This window comes from Siphonobacter curvatus (genome assembly GCF_002943425.1).
Lineage (GTDB): Bacteria > Bacteroidota > Bacteroidia > Cytophagales > Spirosomataceae > Siphonobacter > Siphonobacter curvatus.
Map to the genome: position 1 here is coordinate 3543993 of NZ_PTRA01000001.1, position 17911 is coordinate 3561903.

Genomic DNA, 17911 nt, shown 5'->3' on the forward strand with positions numbered 1-17911 from the left:
ATATTATTGCAAAGGCCAGCCGATCCGATCCAGGATAAAAGCGTACTGAAAAGCCACTTCCTTGAGGTAATCAAATCGTCCGGTAGCCCCGCCGTGACCGGAACCCATATTGATTTTCAGTAGCGTCAGGTTCTGGTCCGTTTTGAGGGTACGCAGCTTGGCGACCCATTTGGCGGGTTCGTGGAAACCTACCTGCGAATCGTTCAATCCGCCCGTAGCCAAAATATTCGGATAGGCCTGAGCTTTCAGGTTATCGTAAGGCGAATACTGCCGGATGTAATCATAATCCGCCTTGACGGTTGGGTTGCCCCACTGCTCGTATTCCTGGGTTGTCAGCGGCAGACTGGTATCCAGCATGGTATTGATGACATCCACAAACGGCACTTCGGCAATAACTACGCGGAATAGCTCGGGCCGCAGGTTCACGACGGCACCCATCAGCAGTCCTCCGGCACTACCGCCTTGAATGGCGAAACGATCGGAAGCCGTATATTTTTCCCGAATCAGGTACTCGGCACAGGCGATGAAATCCGTGAAGGAGTTCATCTTTTTCTGCAGTTTGCCGTCCTCGTACCACTGTTCGCCCAGGTCACTGCCCCCACGAATCTGAGCAATGGCGTACACGAATCCCCGATCAACCAGACTGAATACATCGGAATCGAAATACGCATCCGAAGAATACCCGTACGAGCCATAGCCGGTCATCAATACCGGATTTTTGCCGTCTAGCTCCAATCCTTTTTTGTGGACAACGGCCATCGGCACCTTCACGCCATCGGGAGCCGTGGCCCAGAGACGTTTCACTTCGTAGGCCTCCGCATCGAAACCACCGGGTACTTCTTTTTGCTTGAGTTTCGTCGTAGCTCCAGTAGTCATGTCGTACTCAAACGTACTCATGGGCCGGTTGAGCGAAGTATACCCGTAGCGGATTTTAGTTGATTTGAAGTCGGGTAAACCCATCGAAAAGGCCGAATACACGGGCTCCGGAAACTGAATGGATTTCGTTGTACCAGTAGTTAACTCCCGGATTCGCATTTCCAGCAAGCCTTCGTTGCGTACTTCAATCACCAGATAATTTTCGTACACATCCGTATCCTCAATTTTCACCTTCGGATCGTGCGGTACGATTTCCTTCCAGTTTTTCCGATCCGTATAGTCCTTGCGGGGCAATTCGTAAATTTTCTGGTTGAGATTCTGCTTGTCTTTGTACGTCAGATAAAAGTGTTGCGGATGGACATCGACTCCGTACATTACGTCTTTCTGACGCGGTAGGAATACTTCAAACTTACCTTCGGGCTGACTGGTCGGCAACAGTTGTACCTCCGAAGTCGTATAGCTGCCCGAGGAAAGGATGATAAACTCTTTCGACTTTGAACGACCGACACCCAGTGTAAAAAGAGCATCTTTTTCTTCGTACAACAGCACATCCTTGGTTTTAGAACCCAGCGTATGCCGGTACAGCCGGTAGGGCCGCAGTGCTTCGTCGTACCTAAGATAATAGATGGTTTTGTTATCCGTACCCCACACAAAACCACTGATATCATCGATTTCATCCGGCAGGATCTGGCCCGTGCGGAGGTCTTTGATTTTGAGCGTAAACTCGGCGTAGGAACCCGTGGTATTACTTTGGAAAGCCAGTAGGTTTTGGTCTTCGCTCATCTGAATTCCCGCCAGAATGAAGGCTTCATGTCCTTCCGCTAGTTCATTTCCGTCGAGCGTCACTTCCTCAGGAGCCGACAAACTACCTTTCTTCCGGCAATTGATGGCGTACTGTTTGCCCGTTTCGGTGCGGGAGTAGTAATAGCATCCGTTAATGAATACGGGAACTGACTGATCATCTTCCTTGATCCGGCTCCGCATTTCTTTGTATAATTTTTCCTGAAAAGGCTTAGTGGGTGCCATCACCGTATCGGCGTAGGCGTTTTCGGCTTTCAGGTACTGAATCACTTCTGGATTTTTCTTGTCCTTTAGCCAGAAAAAATCATCGACCCGCTCATACCCGTGTTCGGTAAACGTTTGGGGTTTCTTGGGGGCGATGGGTGGTTTAGGATAAGCGTCTTGATTGGCCACGGGATTTAATTCTTTGGTGGATGAAGAGGTACAGGAAAAAACAGCTGCACCCCAACTTAAAGACAGAGCAACGTAGAAAAGTTTCATGGGGCTAAGGTTTGACAAGGAGCCATACGAATCAGTACGTTGAAAAGGTACGTAGATTTTCCACTTCTGCTGATAACTTCCCCTATTTATACAAAAAGGAGCCCTTTTACCGGGCTCCTTTTTATTGGTATCATTCTAGTCAGATGCTACTTCACGACCACTAGTTTTCCTTGCATCAACGTGTGGTGACCGGGATACGTACACACGTAAGTATACGTACCCGGCTGCGTGGGAGCCGTAAAGTACAGGCTTTCGGAGCTTTCTGGTTGTAACAGATTCGTGTGAAAAAGCACTTTGGGCGAGTTGGGTACGTACTGCATATCGGGACCTTTCAGACCTAAACCGATGGCCTTCTGCCCTACTTCATCTACCGAACCCGGAGCAACAATGACGCAGTTGTGCGTCATGTCATCATTGTTGTTGAAGACGAGTTTCACCTTTGCTCCCGCTTTTACCTGCAATTCCGTCACGTCAAATTTCAGTCCAGGTTTCGTACCGATCGTCAGTACCTGATCGGGTGCGGCCCAGTCAGCGGGCATTTCCGTTACGCGTTTTTTCGAAGTTACTTTTCCAGTCGAAGTCGTTTTGCCCGTACTGGCCTGCATGGCCCCGTGCTCGTGGTTCATCGGAGCAGCCGTAGCTTTAAAAGGCGTAAACTGCGAGGCAGCCACCTGATCGCCCGGAGCAACGGCATTCAGCGTATAATACCCCACCGGGTGCAGTACCGATTCCTGATCAGCCGATTTTACGCCTTCGGGCTTGATTTCGTAAATGTAGTGCTTGCGGAAACTACCGTCCAGTACCAACCGAGCCTTGCGACCGTCCGCCGATACGACAATGCCTTTGATACTACTTTCTTCGGTATTAATGATCGGACTGCCGTACTGATGGTGGTACTTGTAGGTAAAGCTGGCTACCTTGTAGTTGGCCGGATTAGCGGCCGTTTCCTTATCTACGGGTTTCGTAAATACAATCTCGAACCCATCGGGTTTGGAGTGAATCTCCTGCATTTCGAAGGGCGTTTTACCCGACCATACCAGTCGCTGAATGGCGTACGGAGCCTTTCCGGTGGAAGACCAGCCGCGGCTTGTCATTCCGCCTACTAGCGAACCATCCAGTCCCCATTCCAGTCGCAGCAGACCCGAAGCCCAGCCTTCCCGGAAGGGGAAACAGGCTCCCTGATACTCACCATTCACTTTTTCGAGTTGCATCCGCATCACTTTCGAGTGCCCCTGGTCACCCACGAAATACTGACCTTTGAAATGCGGCCCCAGATATCCGTTCACATCTTCGACCATACCTGCGGTCGAAATTCCCATCAATACGTGTGGAAACCAGCAGGCCGGATACTGATAATGCGGAATTTTCTCACCCGCCGTTGCTACTGGCTCGCCCGTATCGGGAAGCTGGTCTTTGGTGAGTTTGAGCGGAGAGGCCGGATCAGAGGTCCATTTCAAACTTTCCCCGTGACCGTTGAAACTGCCTTTTTTCAATTGCGAAACTTTTCCCGAAGCGACCCAGTCTCCCTGGTTTTCTGAGTAAAACAGATCGCCGGAAGAGTTGATCAGGTAACTCGAAGGTGAGCGAAGACCCGCCGAAATCGGCTCGATTTTACCCTCGGGTGAAATCTTGACCAGCCAACCCCGCCACTTGGTCAGGCTGGCTCCGTAGCCCACCCAGCCCACGTTCAGCGTCACGAGCATATTACCGTCCGCATCAAACACGGGACCGTAGCTATACTCGTGGTAATTTCCCACAATAGGCAATGACGTTACGGCTTCGTAAACGTCGGCCCGGCCATCGCCGTCTTCATCCGTAATTTTCGTGAGTTCGCCGCGGTTTGAGGTATAGAAGGAACCATTGCGATACGTTAGTCCCAGGGGTTCGTGCAGCCCCTGAGCAAAGCGTTTGTAATAGGGTTGCGTTCCGTCTTTCTGGTACGGGTTTTCGATCATCCAGATTTCACCCCGCCGGGTGGCTACGGCCATGCGGCCGTCGGGCAGGATGGTCATCCCCCCCACTTCCAGAATGGCATCCTCGGGCAGGGGCAACGTACGCAACTGGTAGAAATCGTTCTCAGTTAAGGGTTTCTGGGCAAACGAAGCGTTTACCGCAAGTAACGAAGCTATGGCTAGGGAGCAGAATATCTTTTTCATAGGAATGCGTAAGCGATTACTAATGATCCTTTTGTCGGGGTCCGATGTCTTACCAAATCAATTCGTATTGCACGGACGGACTGCCCGATACGCGTAATTCCTGCCCGCCGTTGTTTGTCACTACCTGAGCTTTCGCTCCCGTTTGAACGTAGTAGTCACCATCAATCAGGTACAGGCCTTTGCTGAGGGCGGTAATCGTTTTTCCCTTCGCCAGTCGGTAAGCCAAATTCGATCCATCTTTGAGCGAAACGGTGCGGCTCAGGCCCCGTCCATTTTCATAGGGACGAATGAAATCCGTAAATTCTCCACCCGCCAGCTGGTACCGGAAGGTTGGATGGCCCACTTCGTCGAGGCGATAGCCTTTGTAAACCAGTCCTGCCGTTGAATCGGGCGTGGTACTGCCCGCCATTCCCAGCGGACTTGTTCCCCACAGAGCCAATACGGGTGATCCCAGCGGACTAGCCGTCTGGGCTTCGCCGCGTTCGTGCCAAGCGTCGCTCATGTTGATAAACGCACCCCGCCAGCTCATCAGTACCGTGGCCTGATCGAGATCATAGCTGTAGTGTACGCCCGAGGGATCCCCTAAATGCAACACGCGAAGTTTCTTGTGACCGTCGCCTTCGTTGTAACCCGGCATGTACACAAACGAACGCACCTGCTCGACCTGGTCGCGGGGATGTACCGTAATGACGGGTACGGGGTCCGTATCGGGTACGGAGCCAAAGCCGTGTAATTCCTGCAAATGAGACCCTTTCCGTTGCACATACAGCCCCAGTACTTTGGGCAGCCAGGATTTATTTTTGGCGTGGAGTAAGGTAAACTTATGTTCCCCGGCGGTTAGCGGTACATCGATAGTACGGGGCTTGTCGAAGGACAGTTCGCCATCGAACACCGTCCGGCCATCGATGATGAGTTGTCCCAGTTCCATCCATTGCAAAATAAACTGGTAATTATCCGCTTCGGGAGCCTGGATCGTTCCGTTGAATACAATGAGGAAATCAGACCTTCCGTCGGCCAGTACGCTGCTGAGTTTTTCGGCGGTACCCGTCCGTACGGGTTTCGCCTTCATCGTATCCAGCTTGGGAATGGTATTAAATTTACCCGTATAAAATGTATACTGAACTGGACCCACCGTGACGGGGGCCTTGTCGAGTAACTCCATCGAAATATTTCGCAATGCTACCGGACCATGATCGCCCTGGAAGGCCAACGGTCCACGAGCTTTTTCATCCGTAAACAAAGCGGCCCGCGTGGGTCCGAATACTTCCAGATTCTGGTGAACAATCGTACCATTCAGTACTACTTTCACAAACCGGGCATTCGCGATTTTCTTGCCGGAACCATCAAACTTCGGAGCCTCGAACTCCACTTCCAGGTGTTGCCACAGGCCGGGAGCTTTGGCGGCATTCATGCGGGGCGGGTGGCCTTCGTAACCGTTGGGCTTCCGGTTTTCGTCCCAGCGTTCGTAGATACCCCCGCAGTCAGAAGCTTTCGGGTGTTGCACACCCCAACTATCGTACAACTGCACTTCGTAACGGCCCATCAGGTACACGCCTGAGTTGGCCCCCTGCGGTAACATGAAATCCAGACTCAGTTTCAGATCGCCGTGTTCGGTATTCGTCACCAGATAATCGGTCTGACTGCTTCCTTTGCCCGGTGTTGCCAGCAGTACGCCGGTTCCCTTTTGTCCTTTTAGAGCCGCGTCTTTGGGAGAACCCGTTACGCCTCCGACAATACTCCAGGTTTTGGTGGGATTTTTAAAAGCGGATACGTCCGTCAGCGGTAAAGGCGTCTGAGCAGAGAGGGCTGTCCAGCAACCCATACTTAAGCCCAACATCCACCGCCACTTGGTTTCATTTTTCGGTAACAAGTTGATTTTCATTGTAACTAGGTTTTGAAAAAACGTATCTTACTGCATTTTACGCACGAACACCCCAGATCATCCGGGGTGTTCGTAACGTTCGATAAACGAATCGATTCTTTACCAGAAAATCGCGTACAGAATAACAACCAACAGCATAATAATGGTAGCTCCAACGGCAAAGGTCGAATTCACTTTGAACATCTTGGAGTCAATTTCCAGGCCTTTGTTGCTTGGTTTTTGCAGGCCTAGCAGAATCATTACCGCCACGCAAATCAGAAACACAAAGCCCATCGTATCCAGGAACGGAATCGTATACACGCCGTCGGCCCCTTTCACGGCGAAGCCCAGCGGAGCCAGGAACTCCAGGTTTACCAGATTCGGCAGCGAGTACTTAAAGAACAGCGAAAGCAGGAACCCGCCCACGATGGCGAATAACGCCCCGGCTGAGTTCGTTTTCTTCCAGAAAAAGCCCAGAATGAAGGCGGCAAAAACGCCCGGAGACACCAGACCCGTCATTTCCTGAATAAACTGGAAGCCCCCCTTTTTATCAATACCCATGTAGGGCGAAACTAAGATGGCAATAACCATAGCGACCCAGATCGTTACGCGACCGATGCCTACCAGTTGCTTTTCACTAGCCTCAGGAGCAATGTATTTTTTGTAAATATCCAGCGTAAAGATCGTTGAAATCGAGTTGGCTTTACCGGCCAGCGAGGCTACTACTGCCGCCGTCAGAGCCGCAAAGGAAAGACCTTTCAAACCCGTAGGTAAGAGATTCAATAATACGGGATACGCGTGATCTTTATTGACCTCACCCGTGGCATCGAGCATTTCCTGCTGGAATAATCCCTTCTGGTACAGCGTATACGCCGCAATACCGGGCAGTACTACAATAATCGGCATCAGTAACTTCAGGAACGCGGCAAACAGAATACCTTCGCGAGCCGTCTTCAGATCGGCTCCCAAAGCCCGTTGCGTAATATATTGATTGCAACCCCAGTAGTTCAGGTTAACAATCCACATCCCACCGATCAGTACCGTTAAACCGGGTAGTGAAGCGTAATGCGGGTGATCTTTCGGGAAGATCATGTGGAAGTGATCCGCCGATTGCGTCAGCATCAGATCGAAACCTTGTAATAGACCTTCCGTACCGTTTTCCGTCGATACCAGGTTGATGGCCAGGTACGTGGTGGCCAAACCACCCATGATGAGGAAGAACACCTGAATTACGTCGGTAAAGCCGATTACTTTCATCCCACCGATAGTGATGATGACGGCGAAAACGGCCAGCCCAATCATACAGGCTGTGAAATTCAGACCCGAGATCGTAGATACGGCCAGAGCACCCAGGAATAAGATCGACGTCAGGTTTACTAGCACGTACAAGAACAGCCAGAAAATGGCCATAATCATGGATACCGTGTTGTTATACCGCTGCGTCAGAAACTGCGGCATCGTGAAAATCCGGTTCTTCAAATAAATCGGCATGAAGAAGACGGCGACAACAATCAGCGTAGCGGCCGCCATCCACTCGTAGGTGGCGATGGCCAGACCCATGGCAAATCCGTCTCCGGATGCTCCGATGAATTGTTCGGCTGAGATGTTGGAGGCGATGAGTGAAGAACCGATGGCCCACCAGGTGAGTGACCCCTCGGCCAGGAAGAAATCAGTAGTAGAAATGTTGGCGGATTGCTTCTTTTTGTAGATGTAATAACCATATCCGGCCACAATCAAAAAGTACACCAGAAATACTATATAATCGAGGGCTTCCAGCTGTTTGTTGGGCATTAGTAAAGAGCATTAAGAAGTACAGTAGCATAAAAAATCCTCGAAAATTACTCTTTTCTTGCTGTTTCGCTTAATAGTAATAGGGATTTCGCGGAATAAGTCAATTATCACCGCTATATAACTGTATTTCCCTGCGTTTTGTACTATCATTTTTTTTGTGAACCTTGTACGGAGTTAAGGGAACATTATCATTTTTCAAGTCATTTTGTCCAACCCTATCCCATGGAATTTATATCCATTGCCTTCATTGGTCTGCTCGGAGCTGCCGCTGGTTTTGGCGGAGCTGCCCTACTCGGCCGCTTTCGGAATGTTCGGGAAAAAGAAATCCGCTCGGAATCGACGGTACTGCTCGAACGAATTGAGAAGGTATTCAAAGTCGTGCTCGCCGAAGGTCATTTCTCCGAAATTCACGACTATACGGATCGGAAAGACCTGTTTATGGGCCTGAAAGCCGGTTCGAAAAAAGCCCTGATTGTTACCAAAGCCAAGGTACTGGTCGGGTACGATTTCAGCAAAGTGCTTATTCGTTGGGAAGATGGCGAACGCCGAATGGTCATTGAATCACTACCCGAACCGGAGATTCTCAGTATCGACTCCGATTACAATATCTACGACATTGACCAGGGCATGTTTAATCGCTTTAACAAAGAAGAATATACGAAGCTCCTTTCGGATGCCAAGCAGGTGATTCATAATAAAGCCGTCGCTTCGGAATTGCCGCAGGTAGCCCAGCGACAAATTCGGATTTTACTCAATCAACTGGCTGATACCTCGGGTTGGAAAATCGATTACCAGTTGCACGAAGCTCCGACTTTATTAACACAAAAGCCGCTCTGAAACAGAACGGCTTTTGTCTTCCCACTTGTTACGCGGAAAGCACTGCTCCAAACTTCCGGTACAGAGACCAGCACACCGGGAATCTATTGCTTCATAACGTAGCCAATGTTACGAGTGAGCACTGCTTTCGCTGCAAAAGTCTCACTGAATCCCTGACTTTCTCATGAGATCACTCGTAACACGGACTGACTTTTATCATTGAAAGCTATTCGATGGTATTGGCTCGCTGCACGTACTGGCGGAGGGTTTCCCGCTGGGCCTGATAGGTTTCAACGCTTTTGTTGAGTACTATTTTTTTAGAACTGCTTCCGAGGATCGCCCCAATGATGGCCCCGGGAATGATGCATACCGTTCCCAGAACTGTCGATTTTGTATCAGCCGTCAGGCTAAGCAGTCCTCCTTTTCTATCATCTCCCAACGCCTGGCCCCAAATGGCTCCAGTGGCTATTCCTCCTAACATTCCCAATAGAATTCCTCGGCCTATTTTACCCTTTCGACGAATGCGTACGAATTCAAGCTGCTCGACGGGCATTCGAATCAGTACCTCAGACGACCTGCGTCTTTTTAAATTCAACGTCGAATCGCCCAGGCTTTGAAAAATGTAGGGAGCGTAGGGTCTGACGTCTGGTGATACCCTGGCATAAAACTGAACGATATACGGAATACGGCTCTTCGCCAGTGAATCGGTTTGCACCTGAGCCCAGGCCGTACTTCCTAAAAAAAATAATACTCCTGTAATGATCCCTCTCATACGGTAGCTGACGCCTCCTCGCTAACCAGTTGCTCCAAAAATTCAACCAGTAGTCGTACGCCATAGGCCGTACCTGCCCGCTGTGGAGCAAAGTCCGTATCACCATAAGCGGTACCGGCAATATCGAGGTGAACCCAGGCGGGATGCTCATTCGTGAATACTTCCAGGAATTTGGCAGCAGCAATGGCCTGCGAATGCGGCAGTCCCGAGAAATTACGGATGTCCGCTACATCGGATTTCAGGTGATCGGCGTACGCTTCCCACATCGGTAACCGCCAGAGCCGCTCGCCCGTATGCTCGCCCGCCCGCTTGAGCTGTTTGCCCAGCGAGTTATTTTCGGTAAACATACCCGCGGCGTGATACCCCAGCGTACGAATAATACTGCCCGTTAGCGTAGCCAAATCAATGACTACGTCCGGATTAAAGTTTTTGATGGCATAGGCCAGACCGTCCGCCAAAATCAGTCGCCCCTCGGCGTCGGTATCGGTTACTTCGATGGTCTTTCCGGCGTAGGAGGTAATCACGTCGCCGGGTTTCATGCTCTCGCCATCCACGCTGTTTTCGGTGGTGGGCACTATACCGATCAGTCGCACGGGTAGTTTCAGACGGGCAACGGCTTCCATCGTGCCCAACACGGCGGCCGCTCCGCCCATGTCCGATTTCATCAGGTGCATGTTTTCGGAGGGCTTGATGGAAATTCCGCCTGTATCGAAGGTAACGCCTTTCCCTACCAGAGCGACGGTTTGACTGGCTCCCGTCCCTTCATACTCCATGACAATGAATTCCGGCTCATTCCGACTCCCCTGCCCTACGGCCAGCAGTGCCATCAAGCCCAGCGACTGACATTCACCCGCATCATAGACCCGCACTTTAAAACCGTGAGCATCGCCCGAGTGCATGGCCCAACTCGCCAGGGTTTGGGGCGTTTTAAAGTTCGCCGGGGCATTGAGCAAGGGAAATACCCGTAGCTGCGTTTTTGCCAGGATTTCTCCTTTCTGGATAAAATCCGAAAGGTCTTCCGAATGCCGTAATTCAAGCGTTCCCGAGAATAGCGGCGACGGTTTCACCTCATCTGTTTTATACAGCCCAAAGTTGTAGCTGGCCAGCCAGATGCCATTCACGACAAACTCCGCCCAGGCAGCGGGAAGCGTACTCAAATCCACGCCCAAAGTCTCGGGCAATTTGTCTTTGTTTTTAAATACCAGTGAGCGAAAAGCTTTAATGATCTCCCCTGAACCTGGATTCGTGCCCAGACCCAATACGTAAATGCGAAGGCCAGTAGTCGTAAAGAAAGTCTGGATCTCTCCCTTTTTGCCCGTTACTTCGGCTTGCAGAAGGGCCAATGGTACGGCGGTTTGCTCGGTTAGAACGGCGAGCGTAGGTTCCAGCGTTTCGAGCTGTACGGGAATAATCAGAGCCTGAATAGTCGCTGAAAAGTCAGAAACGGTCTGTATCTTCATAAATCGTTTATTGTCGTACAAAAAATCTGTATTTGCGTAGGTTTGCATCAAACTTGTTGCCATACGCCGACAAATCTAAGATACTTTATGACATTCGAGGAATTTCAACGTTCACTGAAGGACGATACACCGCCTGCTTCCCTAAACCCTATTCTGGAAGGCCTCTGGTACGACGGGAAAGAGGATTGGGAAGCCGCCCACAACATTGCTCAGTCGGCCGAAGGTACGCCCGCCTATGACCGCCTCCACGCCTATCTGCACCGCAAGGAAGGCGACACCTGGAATGCCAATTATTGGTACCGACGGGCGGGAGCGGCTACGTACACCGGCAGTTTGTTGAGCGAATGGGAAACGCTGGTTCGGCAGTATCTTGAGCGGAGCTAAACGAGCCGTTTGACTTTTTTAAATTTTGCAAAGTCCCTTCGTATCCCAAGGCGTAACTTTGTCTAAAACGGATGAATTTTATCAGCCACTTACGCCGAGAGCGATTCGATCGGCGTGGAGTTAAGTGAAGTAACCATGTCTGAGACGATTGAAGCCTCCAGCTTCGGGGCGTTGCAACAAGCTTTTGAAGGGGAATTATATTATACCAAGTCAACGGTACACGAAGCCCAGCGAATCCTGTATTCCACTGACGCCTCGGTATACCGGGAAAAACCGCTGGCCGTCGCCATTCCCAAATCCGTTACAGATTTAAAAAATCTGCTGACGTTCGCCCGCAACCATCGAACGACGCTGATTCCACGTACGGCGGGTACTTCGCTGGCGGGGCAGGTCGTGGGTTCGGGGATTGTGGTGGATTTATCGAAATACTTTACGGAAATTCTGGAAATCAATACCGAAGAACGCTGGGCCCGCGTACAGCCCGGGGTCATTCGGGATGACCTGAATAAAGCACTGGCTCCGTACGGTCTGATGTTCGGACCGGAAACGTCTACGGCCAACCGGGCGATGATTGGAGGCATGGTGGGAAATAATTCCTGTGGCTTACATAGTATCGTCTGGGGCAACACCCGTGATCACTTGCTGGCGGCCAAAGTACTACTATCGGATGGATCGGAAACGGAATTCAAAGCCTTAACGCCCTGGCGGTATGATCTGAAACGGGAGGCTACCGAAACTTCGCTGGAATCGGATATTTACCGGGGTATTCACGACCTCTTATCCAATCCCCAGCATCAGCAAAACATTGCCGAGCGTTTTCCTAAACGTTCGCTCAGCCGTCGCAATACGGGTTACGCCCTGGATGCTTTGCTGAATCAAGAGCCGTTTACAAGTGGGGCTTCCGACTTTAACCTCTGTGCATTGCTGGCGGGCTCGGAAGGGACGCTGGCATTGGCGACGGAACTGAAGATCAATCTCCTTCCTCTACCTCCCTCGGAAGTAGCGGTGGCCTGCGTGCATTGTACGTCCATTCAGGAATCCCTTCAGGCGAACCTGGTAGCCCTCCAGCACCGACCCATGGCGTCGGAACTGGTGGATCAATACATTCTGGATTTTACCAAAGACAATCCCGAACAGAGTAAAAATCGCTTTTTCATCGAAGGCGATCCCGCTGCCATTCTGATGGTGGAGTTCATGGCCAAAACGCCGGAATCGCTTCAGCAGCAGGTCGACCAGTTTGTAAGCGATTTGCAAAACCGGGGACTAGGCTACGCAGTACCTGTCATCTACGGTGAAAAAACCAAGCAGGTCTGGGACGTTCGCAAAGGGGGTCTGGGACTAATCCGGAATTTACCCGGGGATACTCAACCCGTGAATTTGATTGAAGACTGTGCCGTAGCTCCCGAGGAACTCCCCCAGTACATCGCCGAACTTGAAGCCATGCTACGGCGGCATAACATTCACGCCAGCTACTACGCCCACGCCGGAGCGGGGGAGCTGCACGTGGAGCCCATGATCAACCTGAAAACGTCAGAGGGACAGGCCTTATTCCGGCAAGTACTGGCCGAAACAGTCGAGCTGGTGAAGAAATACCGGGGTTCGCTTTCGGGAGAACACGGGGATGGACGCTTACGCGGCGAGTTTATTCCGCAGATGATGGGCGAAGAAGTATACGATCTTTTCCGCCAGATCAAACGCCTCTTCGATCCGCTGGGGGTATTGAACGCGGGGAAAATCGTCGATACGCCGCCCATGAATCAGTTTCTGCGGTACGAAGCTGATAAGCCCGTTCGCAAAATCAATACGTACTTCGATTTCAGTGCTCAGGAAAATATTCTACGGCTGACGGAAAAGTGTTCAGGTTCGGGCGACTGCCGGAAAACGGAGCTATCAGGTGGGACGATGTGTCCCAGCTTTATGGCTACCCGCAGCGAACGCGATACGACCCGGGGTCGGGCCAACGTCTTACGGGAATTCCTGACTAATTCAACCAAGAAAAATCCCTTCGATCATCCGGAAATTAAGGATGTGATGGACTTGTGTCTGAGCTGTAAGGGCTGTAAATCCGAATGCCCGAGTAGTGTGGACGTTTCCAAGTTGAAAGCCGAATTTCTGCAGCATTATTACGATGCCCACGGTGTACCCTTTCGCTCAAAGATGGTGGGGAACTTTACGGCCCTGTCCCGCATGGGCAGTCGAATGCCACGCCTGTATAACTGGGCCATGCAAAGCAAATTACCCTCGCTGGCGATCAAGAAAGTGATGGGATTCGCCCCGGATCGTTCCATGCCGACCATCGCGGCTCAGACGCTGCGGCAATGGTTTGCCGAACACGAATTCCGACTCAATACGACGGGCCGCGTGAAGTTCAAGCGTATTCTGTTCTTCTGCGACGAGTTTACCAACTACAATGATGTAGAGGTGGGCAAGAAAGCAATTCTGCTCCTGAGCGGATTAGGTTATAAAATCGAGATTCCGTACCACGTGGAATCCGGACGGACGTACCTCTCGAAAGGGATGGTAAAAGAAGCCCGTAAAATCGCGATTAAAAACGTAACGCTACTGGCTGAAGTCATCAAGGACGGAGCACCCATCGTAGGATTGGAACCCTCGGCGATTCTTACCTTGCGAGATGAGTACCTGGAGCTGGTCCCTGCCGAATTGAAAGCTCAAGCCGAGGAGGTAGCCAGTCGGGCGTTTATTTTCGATGAATTTTTATCGCAGGAACTAGATAAGAAAAATATCAAGTCCGATCAGTTTACGTACGAAAAACGACTCATCAAGCTGCACGGGCACTGCCACCAGAAAGCCTTGTCGAGCCTGACGCATACCAAGAAAATCCTTTCCTTACCCAGTCAGTACGAAGTTCACCTGATTCCTTCTGGTTGCTGCGGCATGGCGGGCAGCTTTGGCTACGAAGCCAAACATTACGAGGTTTCGATGCAAATTGGAGAGCTGGTACTCTTCCCAACCGTTCGAAATCAACCCGAAGAAGTAACCATTGCTGCTCCCGGAACCAGCTGTCGCCACCAGATTAAGGATGGAACGGGCCGTATCGCCCTTCACCCCGCGGAGATTCTTTGGGAAGCCTTTGTACGCAATGAAATTCAATAAAAGATTCAGACCCTGAACCTACAAGCCGGACTGAATTCCGAAGCTCTGACTAGCCCCCTAAAAAACTCCTCACTTTGGGAATTTTTAGGGGGCTAACTGCCTTCATTCAACGCCTAACAAGCTTGATTAGAGGGTCTTTTACTTCGGATGAGCTAGCCGGTTTTGAATAGGACCTCAACCTTTCGTAGTCACTGAAACATTAGACCATTCAAACTGCCCAGGCTTCCAACCTTAAACTTTTTCAACCATTCCACCCTAAACTACATCTGGCAATGTTTTTTAGCGGATATTTGGCCTGAACTTTCCGGCTCATCCATGACCGAACTACTTATTTTATTTCTCCTGATTTTACTTAATGGTGTTTTTTCAATGGCAGAAATTGCTCTGGTTTCTGCCCGTAAAATACGCCTGAAAAACGACGCCGAACGCGGTGATAAACAAGCCCGGCATGCCCTTCAGCTCGCCGAAGCACCTGACACTTTTCTCTCTACCGTACAGATCGGCATTACGCTGATTGGTATCCTGACGGGTATCTATTCCGGCGAAAAGCTGGAAGGCGATCTATCGCTATGGCTTCAGCAGTTCGCGTTTGTGGCCCCGTACGCTAGTACCGTCGCCCGGGCGTTGTTGCTGCTGATGATCACGTACTTTACTTTAGTCATCGGAGAGTTAGTACCCAAACGGATTGGACTCACCCGAGCGGAAAGCATTTCTAAGACGCTGGCTTTACCGATGTCCGTCCTCTCCCGTATAACCTATCCGTTCATTTGGTTACTGTCTACGTCTACCAATCTGATCGTCAAAGTACTGGGCATTCGCCGGGGTGATGACAGTATGGTAACTGAAGAAGAAATCAAGGCCATTGTGAATGAAGGGCTGGAGCAGGGTACCATCGATGAAATTGAACAGGAAATTGTGGAGAACGTGTTTAATGTCAGCGACCGGCATATTGTATCACTGATGACCCACCGCAGCGATCTGGCCTGGATTGATCTGAACGACAACGTCGAGCAGTTGCGAAAGAAAATTGAACTGGAACGGCACTCCGTCTACCCCGTTGGGGACAAATCGCTGGACCGGATGGTCGGCGTTATTACAGTCAAAGATTTGTATCTGGCTACACCCGATACTCCGCTGAAAACGCTCATTCATAAACCCTTGTTCTTACCCGAAAATATTTCGGCGTATCAGGTACTGGATGAATTCCGTAAGTCTAAAGTACACCACGGCTTCATTGTGGATGAGTACGGCGTTCTCCAGGGGATGGTAACGGTGAATGATATATTCGAAGCCATCGTTGGTCACATGCCCGATGCCGAAGTGGTTGATTTCACTTTTGTGGAGCGGGAAGATGGTTCGTTTCTGGTAGAAGCACAGATGCCTTTTATTGACTTTCTCAGTCGCTTAGGCCGCCGGGATATTCGTGATTTTCTGGAAGAAGATTTCTCAACGGTCGCTGGTTTTATGCTTCATCACCTCCGCCGCATTCCCGTGGAGGGCGATCACATCAAATGGGATAACCTGACCTTCGAAGTAGTAGATATGGACGGTCAACGGATTGATAAGATCTTGGTTACAGAAGAAGATTCAGAGTAAAAAAACGAAAGGGGCTGAAATCTACGTTTCAGCCCCTAGGAAGTCTCTATGGTTGTTTAACGGGCGTCGGTAGCATTCAAAAAAGCCTCCAGCGACATCCCTTCTCCCTTAAATCCGAAACAGGGATAGGCCGTAATGCCTCCTCCCGAATACAGACGGGCCTGTAGGTATTTTTTAGTGGGATAATACGTTTCCAGTTCAGCTAATCGTTCCTGCGAATCCACTATACCGAACCATAGATTTCCATCAAAAAAGAAAGCATTCGCAGGAATGTCACTTCCTGGTGAAGTAAGTAAAGCAGAACTCATTTCTTTAAGTGGTTGGATGTAAAAATAGGCTTCTCTAAAAAAGATACGTACGCTTAAGGAGTATACTTTTTCTAGCTAAAGGTGTGTAGGTCAATTCTAATACGAATAACCATAAACGTCTCATCTTCAGCCGAGCCTTTTCTATTAACAACCTCTTTTACCCGTTATTCGGTAGAAATGTCTGCCTTTTTGGTTACGCACCTTTAGTGACTGGGCGTATCCCGAACCGGAGCTGAAGCGTGTACTTCCGCGTAGATTTTGGTAGTATACTCATCCAGCAATTCCAGGACCCGATCGTGGTTTTCGCTCTGCACGATCAGACCTATATGGTATTCTTCCTGCATTCGCCACCAGATTTCGGGAGCTAGGTAACCATTCATATCCGGCCATTGCTCCCGGGCTAATGAAATAATAATCCCGGAATAGGTAGGCTTCAATTCAGGTAATTCGTACGTGGTACCCGCAGCCGTAGCCGTTTCAATGCGGGCCCATTCCCGCCACAGGTTAATGCCACTGGCGGCTTCCACCATTTCGGCCAGATGGGCACCTCCCACTCTGGACGCCGTTTCGAGAAAGTAAAATTCCCCGTCTTCGTGGCATTGAATGAATTCGGAATGACTGGCCGAGTATTCCAGGCCAAACGCCGTTAGTAGCTTTTCGTTGAAGGCTCGCAGGGCTTTCTCTTCGGCAGAACCAAAGGGGGTTGTAACGGAGCGGAAGACCCCTCCCCCGTGAGCGACTTCCATCGGCGTACTCAGGTACTGGCTGACCCAGTTGAACTGTACTTTCCCCTTATACGTCAATGCATCGACGTGGTAGACGTGACCGGGCTTGAACTCTTCAACGAGAAACTCGTGTCGCCGGTCGCCCAAGCTATGAATGACCTGCCAGAGTTCATCCTTGTTCCAGACCTTTCGAATGCCCGCGGTGGAGGCTTCTCCCCGGGGTTTTATTACGACGGGAAAGGTGACGGAATCGGCAAAGGCATTGACTTCCGCATCGTTGAATAAGGCTGAAAACGCCGGTACCCGCAAGCCTGCTTCGGCGGCTTTCATTCGCATGGCCAGCTTATCCCGAAAGTACCGGGCGACGGTTTGCCCCATACCCGGCAGACGAAAAGTTTCCCGGAAAAAAGCTCCTTTTTCGACATCGAAATCATCGAGAGCTACGATCCGGTCAATCTTGCGACTTCGAAGGGCATACGCCAGCCCCTTCGCCGTATCGTTCAGATCCAATACCCCATGATCGGGTGTTTCGACAAAAAATAGTTCGTCGATGTGCGAGCGAAGCCAGGGTTTGTGTTCGAGTTTTTTCTCCGTCAGCAGATAGACCGTATTTCCGGCCTCCTTGCAGGACTTTAAAAATTCGTTTCCTTTAAAATACGTAGCAATACACAGAAAGGAGAAAGGCATACGGAATAAGGGATTGAGGTTTTGCTGAAACGCGGCTCCTTGAAGATACTGACTTTAGGTAAAAACCGTATCGATTCCCTAAAA

The 17911-nt window shown here is 50.5% G+C and carries 12 protein-coding genes; 4 read left to right on the forward strand and 8 right to left on the reverse strand.

All coding sequences use genetic code 11. The features are described 5' to 3' along the window. Window positions 1-3: 3 nt before the first annotated feature. The 4 genes from C5O19_RS14665 to C5O19_RS14680 form a co-directional block, all read right to left on the reverse strand. Window positions 4-2157, reverse strand: a complete 2154-nt coding sequence (locus tag C5O19_RS14665) for a S9 family peptidase (RefSeq protein ID WP_104713462.1) — start codon at window positions 2155-2157, stop codon at window positions 4-6. Between the two features lie 146 nt (window positions 2158-2303). Beyond that, window positions 2304-4313 (reverse strand): plastocyanin/azurin family copper-binding protein, encoded by a 2010-nt coding sequence (locus C5O19_RS14670; protein WP_104713464.1) that lies wholly within the window; start codon window positions 4311-4313, stop codon window positions 2304-2306. Between the two features lie 49 nt (window positions 4314-4362). Further along, window positions 4363-6195, reverse strand: a complete 1833-nt coding sequence (locus C5O19_RS14675; RefSeq protein WP_104713466.1) for a 3-keto-disaccharide hydrolase — start codon at window positions 6193-6195, stop codon at window positions 4363-4365. Between the two features lie 99 nt (window positions 6196-6294). After that, window positions 6295-7965 carry a sodium/sugar symporter gene (locus tag C5O19_RS14680; protein WP_104713468.1) on the reverse strand — a complete coding sequence of 557 codons (1671 nt, stop codon included), beginning with the start codon at window positions 7963-7965 and terminating at the stop codon, window positions 6295-6297. A 222-nt stretch (window positions 7966-8187) separates the two neighbouring features. Between C5O19_RS14680 and C5O19_RS14685 the strand changes: the two genes are divergently transcribed. Then, window positions 8188-8802: a DUF4230 domain-containing protein gene (locus C5O19_RS14685; RefSeq protein WP_104713470.1), complete on the forward strand. Its 615-nt coding sequence runs from the start codon at window positions 8188-8190 to the stop codon at window positions 8800-8802. Window positions 8803-9007: 205 nt separating this feature from the next. On the opposite strand, the gene C5O19_RS14690 is transcribed toward C5O19_RS14685, so the two are convergent. Beyond that, window positions 9008-9553 (reverse strand): hypothetical protein, encoded by a 546-nt coding sequence (locus tag C5O19_RS14690; RefSeq protein ID WP_104713473.1) that lies wholly within the window; start codon window positions 9551-9553, stop codon window positions 9008-9010. Then, a complete protein-coding gene (locus C5O19_RS14695; protein ID WP_104714124.1) occupies window positions 9550-11013 on the reverse strand; it encodes a leucyl aminopeptidase family protein in 1464 nt (487 codons plus the stop codon). Before C5O19_RS14695 ends, C5O19_RS14690 begins: the two co-directional genes overlap by 4 nt. An 87-nt stretch (window positions 11014-11100) precedes the next feature. Here C5O19_RS14695 and C5O19_RS14700 point away from each other — a divergent pair, with 87 nt between their 5' ends. The 3 genes from C5O19_RS14700 (at window position 11101) to C5O19_RS14710 (ending at window position 16107) form a co-directional block, all read left to right on the forward strand. Then, window positions 11101-11397 carry a hypothetical protein gene (locus tag C5O19_RS14700; RefSeq protein WP_104713475.1) on the forward strand — a complete coding sequence of 99 codons (297 nt, stop codon included), beginning with the start codon at window positions 11101-11103 and terminating at the stop codon, window positions 11395-11397. 135 nt (window positions 11398-11532) lie between these two features. After that, window positions 11533-14511, forward strand: coding sequence for an FAD-binding and (Fe-S)-binding domain-containing protein (locus C5O19_RS14705; RefSeq protein ID WP_104713478.1), 2979 nt, complete (start codon window positions 11533-11535; stop codon window positions 14509-14511). A gap of 315 nt (window positions 14512-14826) precedes the next feature. Next, window positions 14827-16107, forward strand: coding sequence for a hemolysin family protein (locus tag C5O19_RS14710; RefSeq protein ID WP_104713480.1), 1281 nt, complete (start codon window positions 14827-14829; stop codon window positions 16105-16107). A gap of 56 nt (window positions 16108-16163) precedes the next feature. On the opposite strand, the gene C5O19_RS14715 is transcribed toward C5O19_RS14710, so the two are convergent. Then, on the reverse strand, window positions 16164-16415 hold the full coding sequence (locus tag C5O19_RS14715) for a hypothetical protein (RefSeq protein ID WP_104713482.1): 252 nt from the start codon (window positions 16413-16415) through the stop codon (window positions 16164-16166). A gap of 203 nt (window positions 16416-16618) precedes the next feature. Further along, window positions 16619-17827, reverse strand: a complete 1209-nt coding sequence (locus C5O19_RS14720; protein ID WP_104713485.1) for an ATP-grasp domain-containing protein — start codon at window positions 17825-17827, stop codon at window positions 16619-16621. Between the last annotated feature and the right edge of the window lie 84 nt (window positions 17828-17911).

Coding starts and splice junctions, on each gene's coding strand:
- C5O19_RS14665 (WP_104713462.1), bottom strand. CDS start 2,157: ATGAAACTTTTCTACGTTGCTCTGTCTTTAAGTTGGGGTGCAGCTGTT.
- C5O19_RS14670 (WP_104713464.1), bottom strand. CDS start 4,313: ATGAAAAAGATATTCTGCTCCCTAGCCATAGCTTCGTTACTTGCGGTA.
- C5O19_RS14675 (WP_104713466.1), bottom strand. CDS start 6,195: ATGAAAATCAACTTGTTACCGAAAAATGAAACCAAGTGGCGGTGGATG.
- C5O19_RS14680 (WP_104713468.1), bottom strand. CDS start 7,965: ATGCCCAACAAACAGCTGGAAGCCCTCGATTATATAGTATTTCTGGTG.
- C5O19_RS14685 (WP_104713470.1), top strand. CDS start 8,188: ATGGAATTTATATCCATTGCCTTCATTGGTCTGCTCGGAGCTGCCGCT.
- C5O19_RS14690 (WP_104713473.1), bottom strand. CDS start 9,553: ATGAGAGGGATCATTACAGGAGTATTATTTTTTTTAGGAAGTACGGCC.
- C5O19_RS14695 (WP_104714124.1), bottom strand. CDS start 11,013: ATGAAGATACAGACCGTTTCTGACTTTTCAGCGACTATTCAGGCTCTG.
- C5O19_RS14700 (WP_104713475.1), top strand. CDS start 11,101: ATGACATTCGAGGAATTTCAACGTTCACTGAAGGACGATACACCGCCT.
- C5O19_RS14705 (WP_104713478.1), top strand. CDS start 11,533: ATGTCTGAGACGATTGAAGCCTCCAGCTTCGGGGCGTTGCAACAAGCT.
- C5O19_RS14710 (WP_104713480.1), top strand. CDS start 14,827: ATGACCGAACTACTTATTTTATTTCTCCTGATTTTACTTAATGGTGTT.
- C5O19_RS14715 (WP_104713482.1), bottom strand. CDS start 16,415: ATGAGTTCTGCTTTACTTACTTCACCAGGAAGTGACATTCCTGCGAAT.
- C5O19_RS14720 (WP_104713485.1), bottom strand. CDS start 17,827: ATGCCTTTCTCCTTTCTGTGTATTGCTACGTATTTTAAAGGAAACGAA.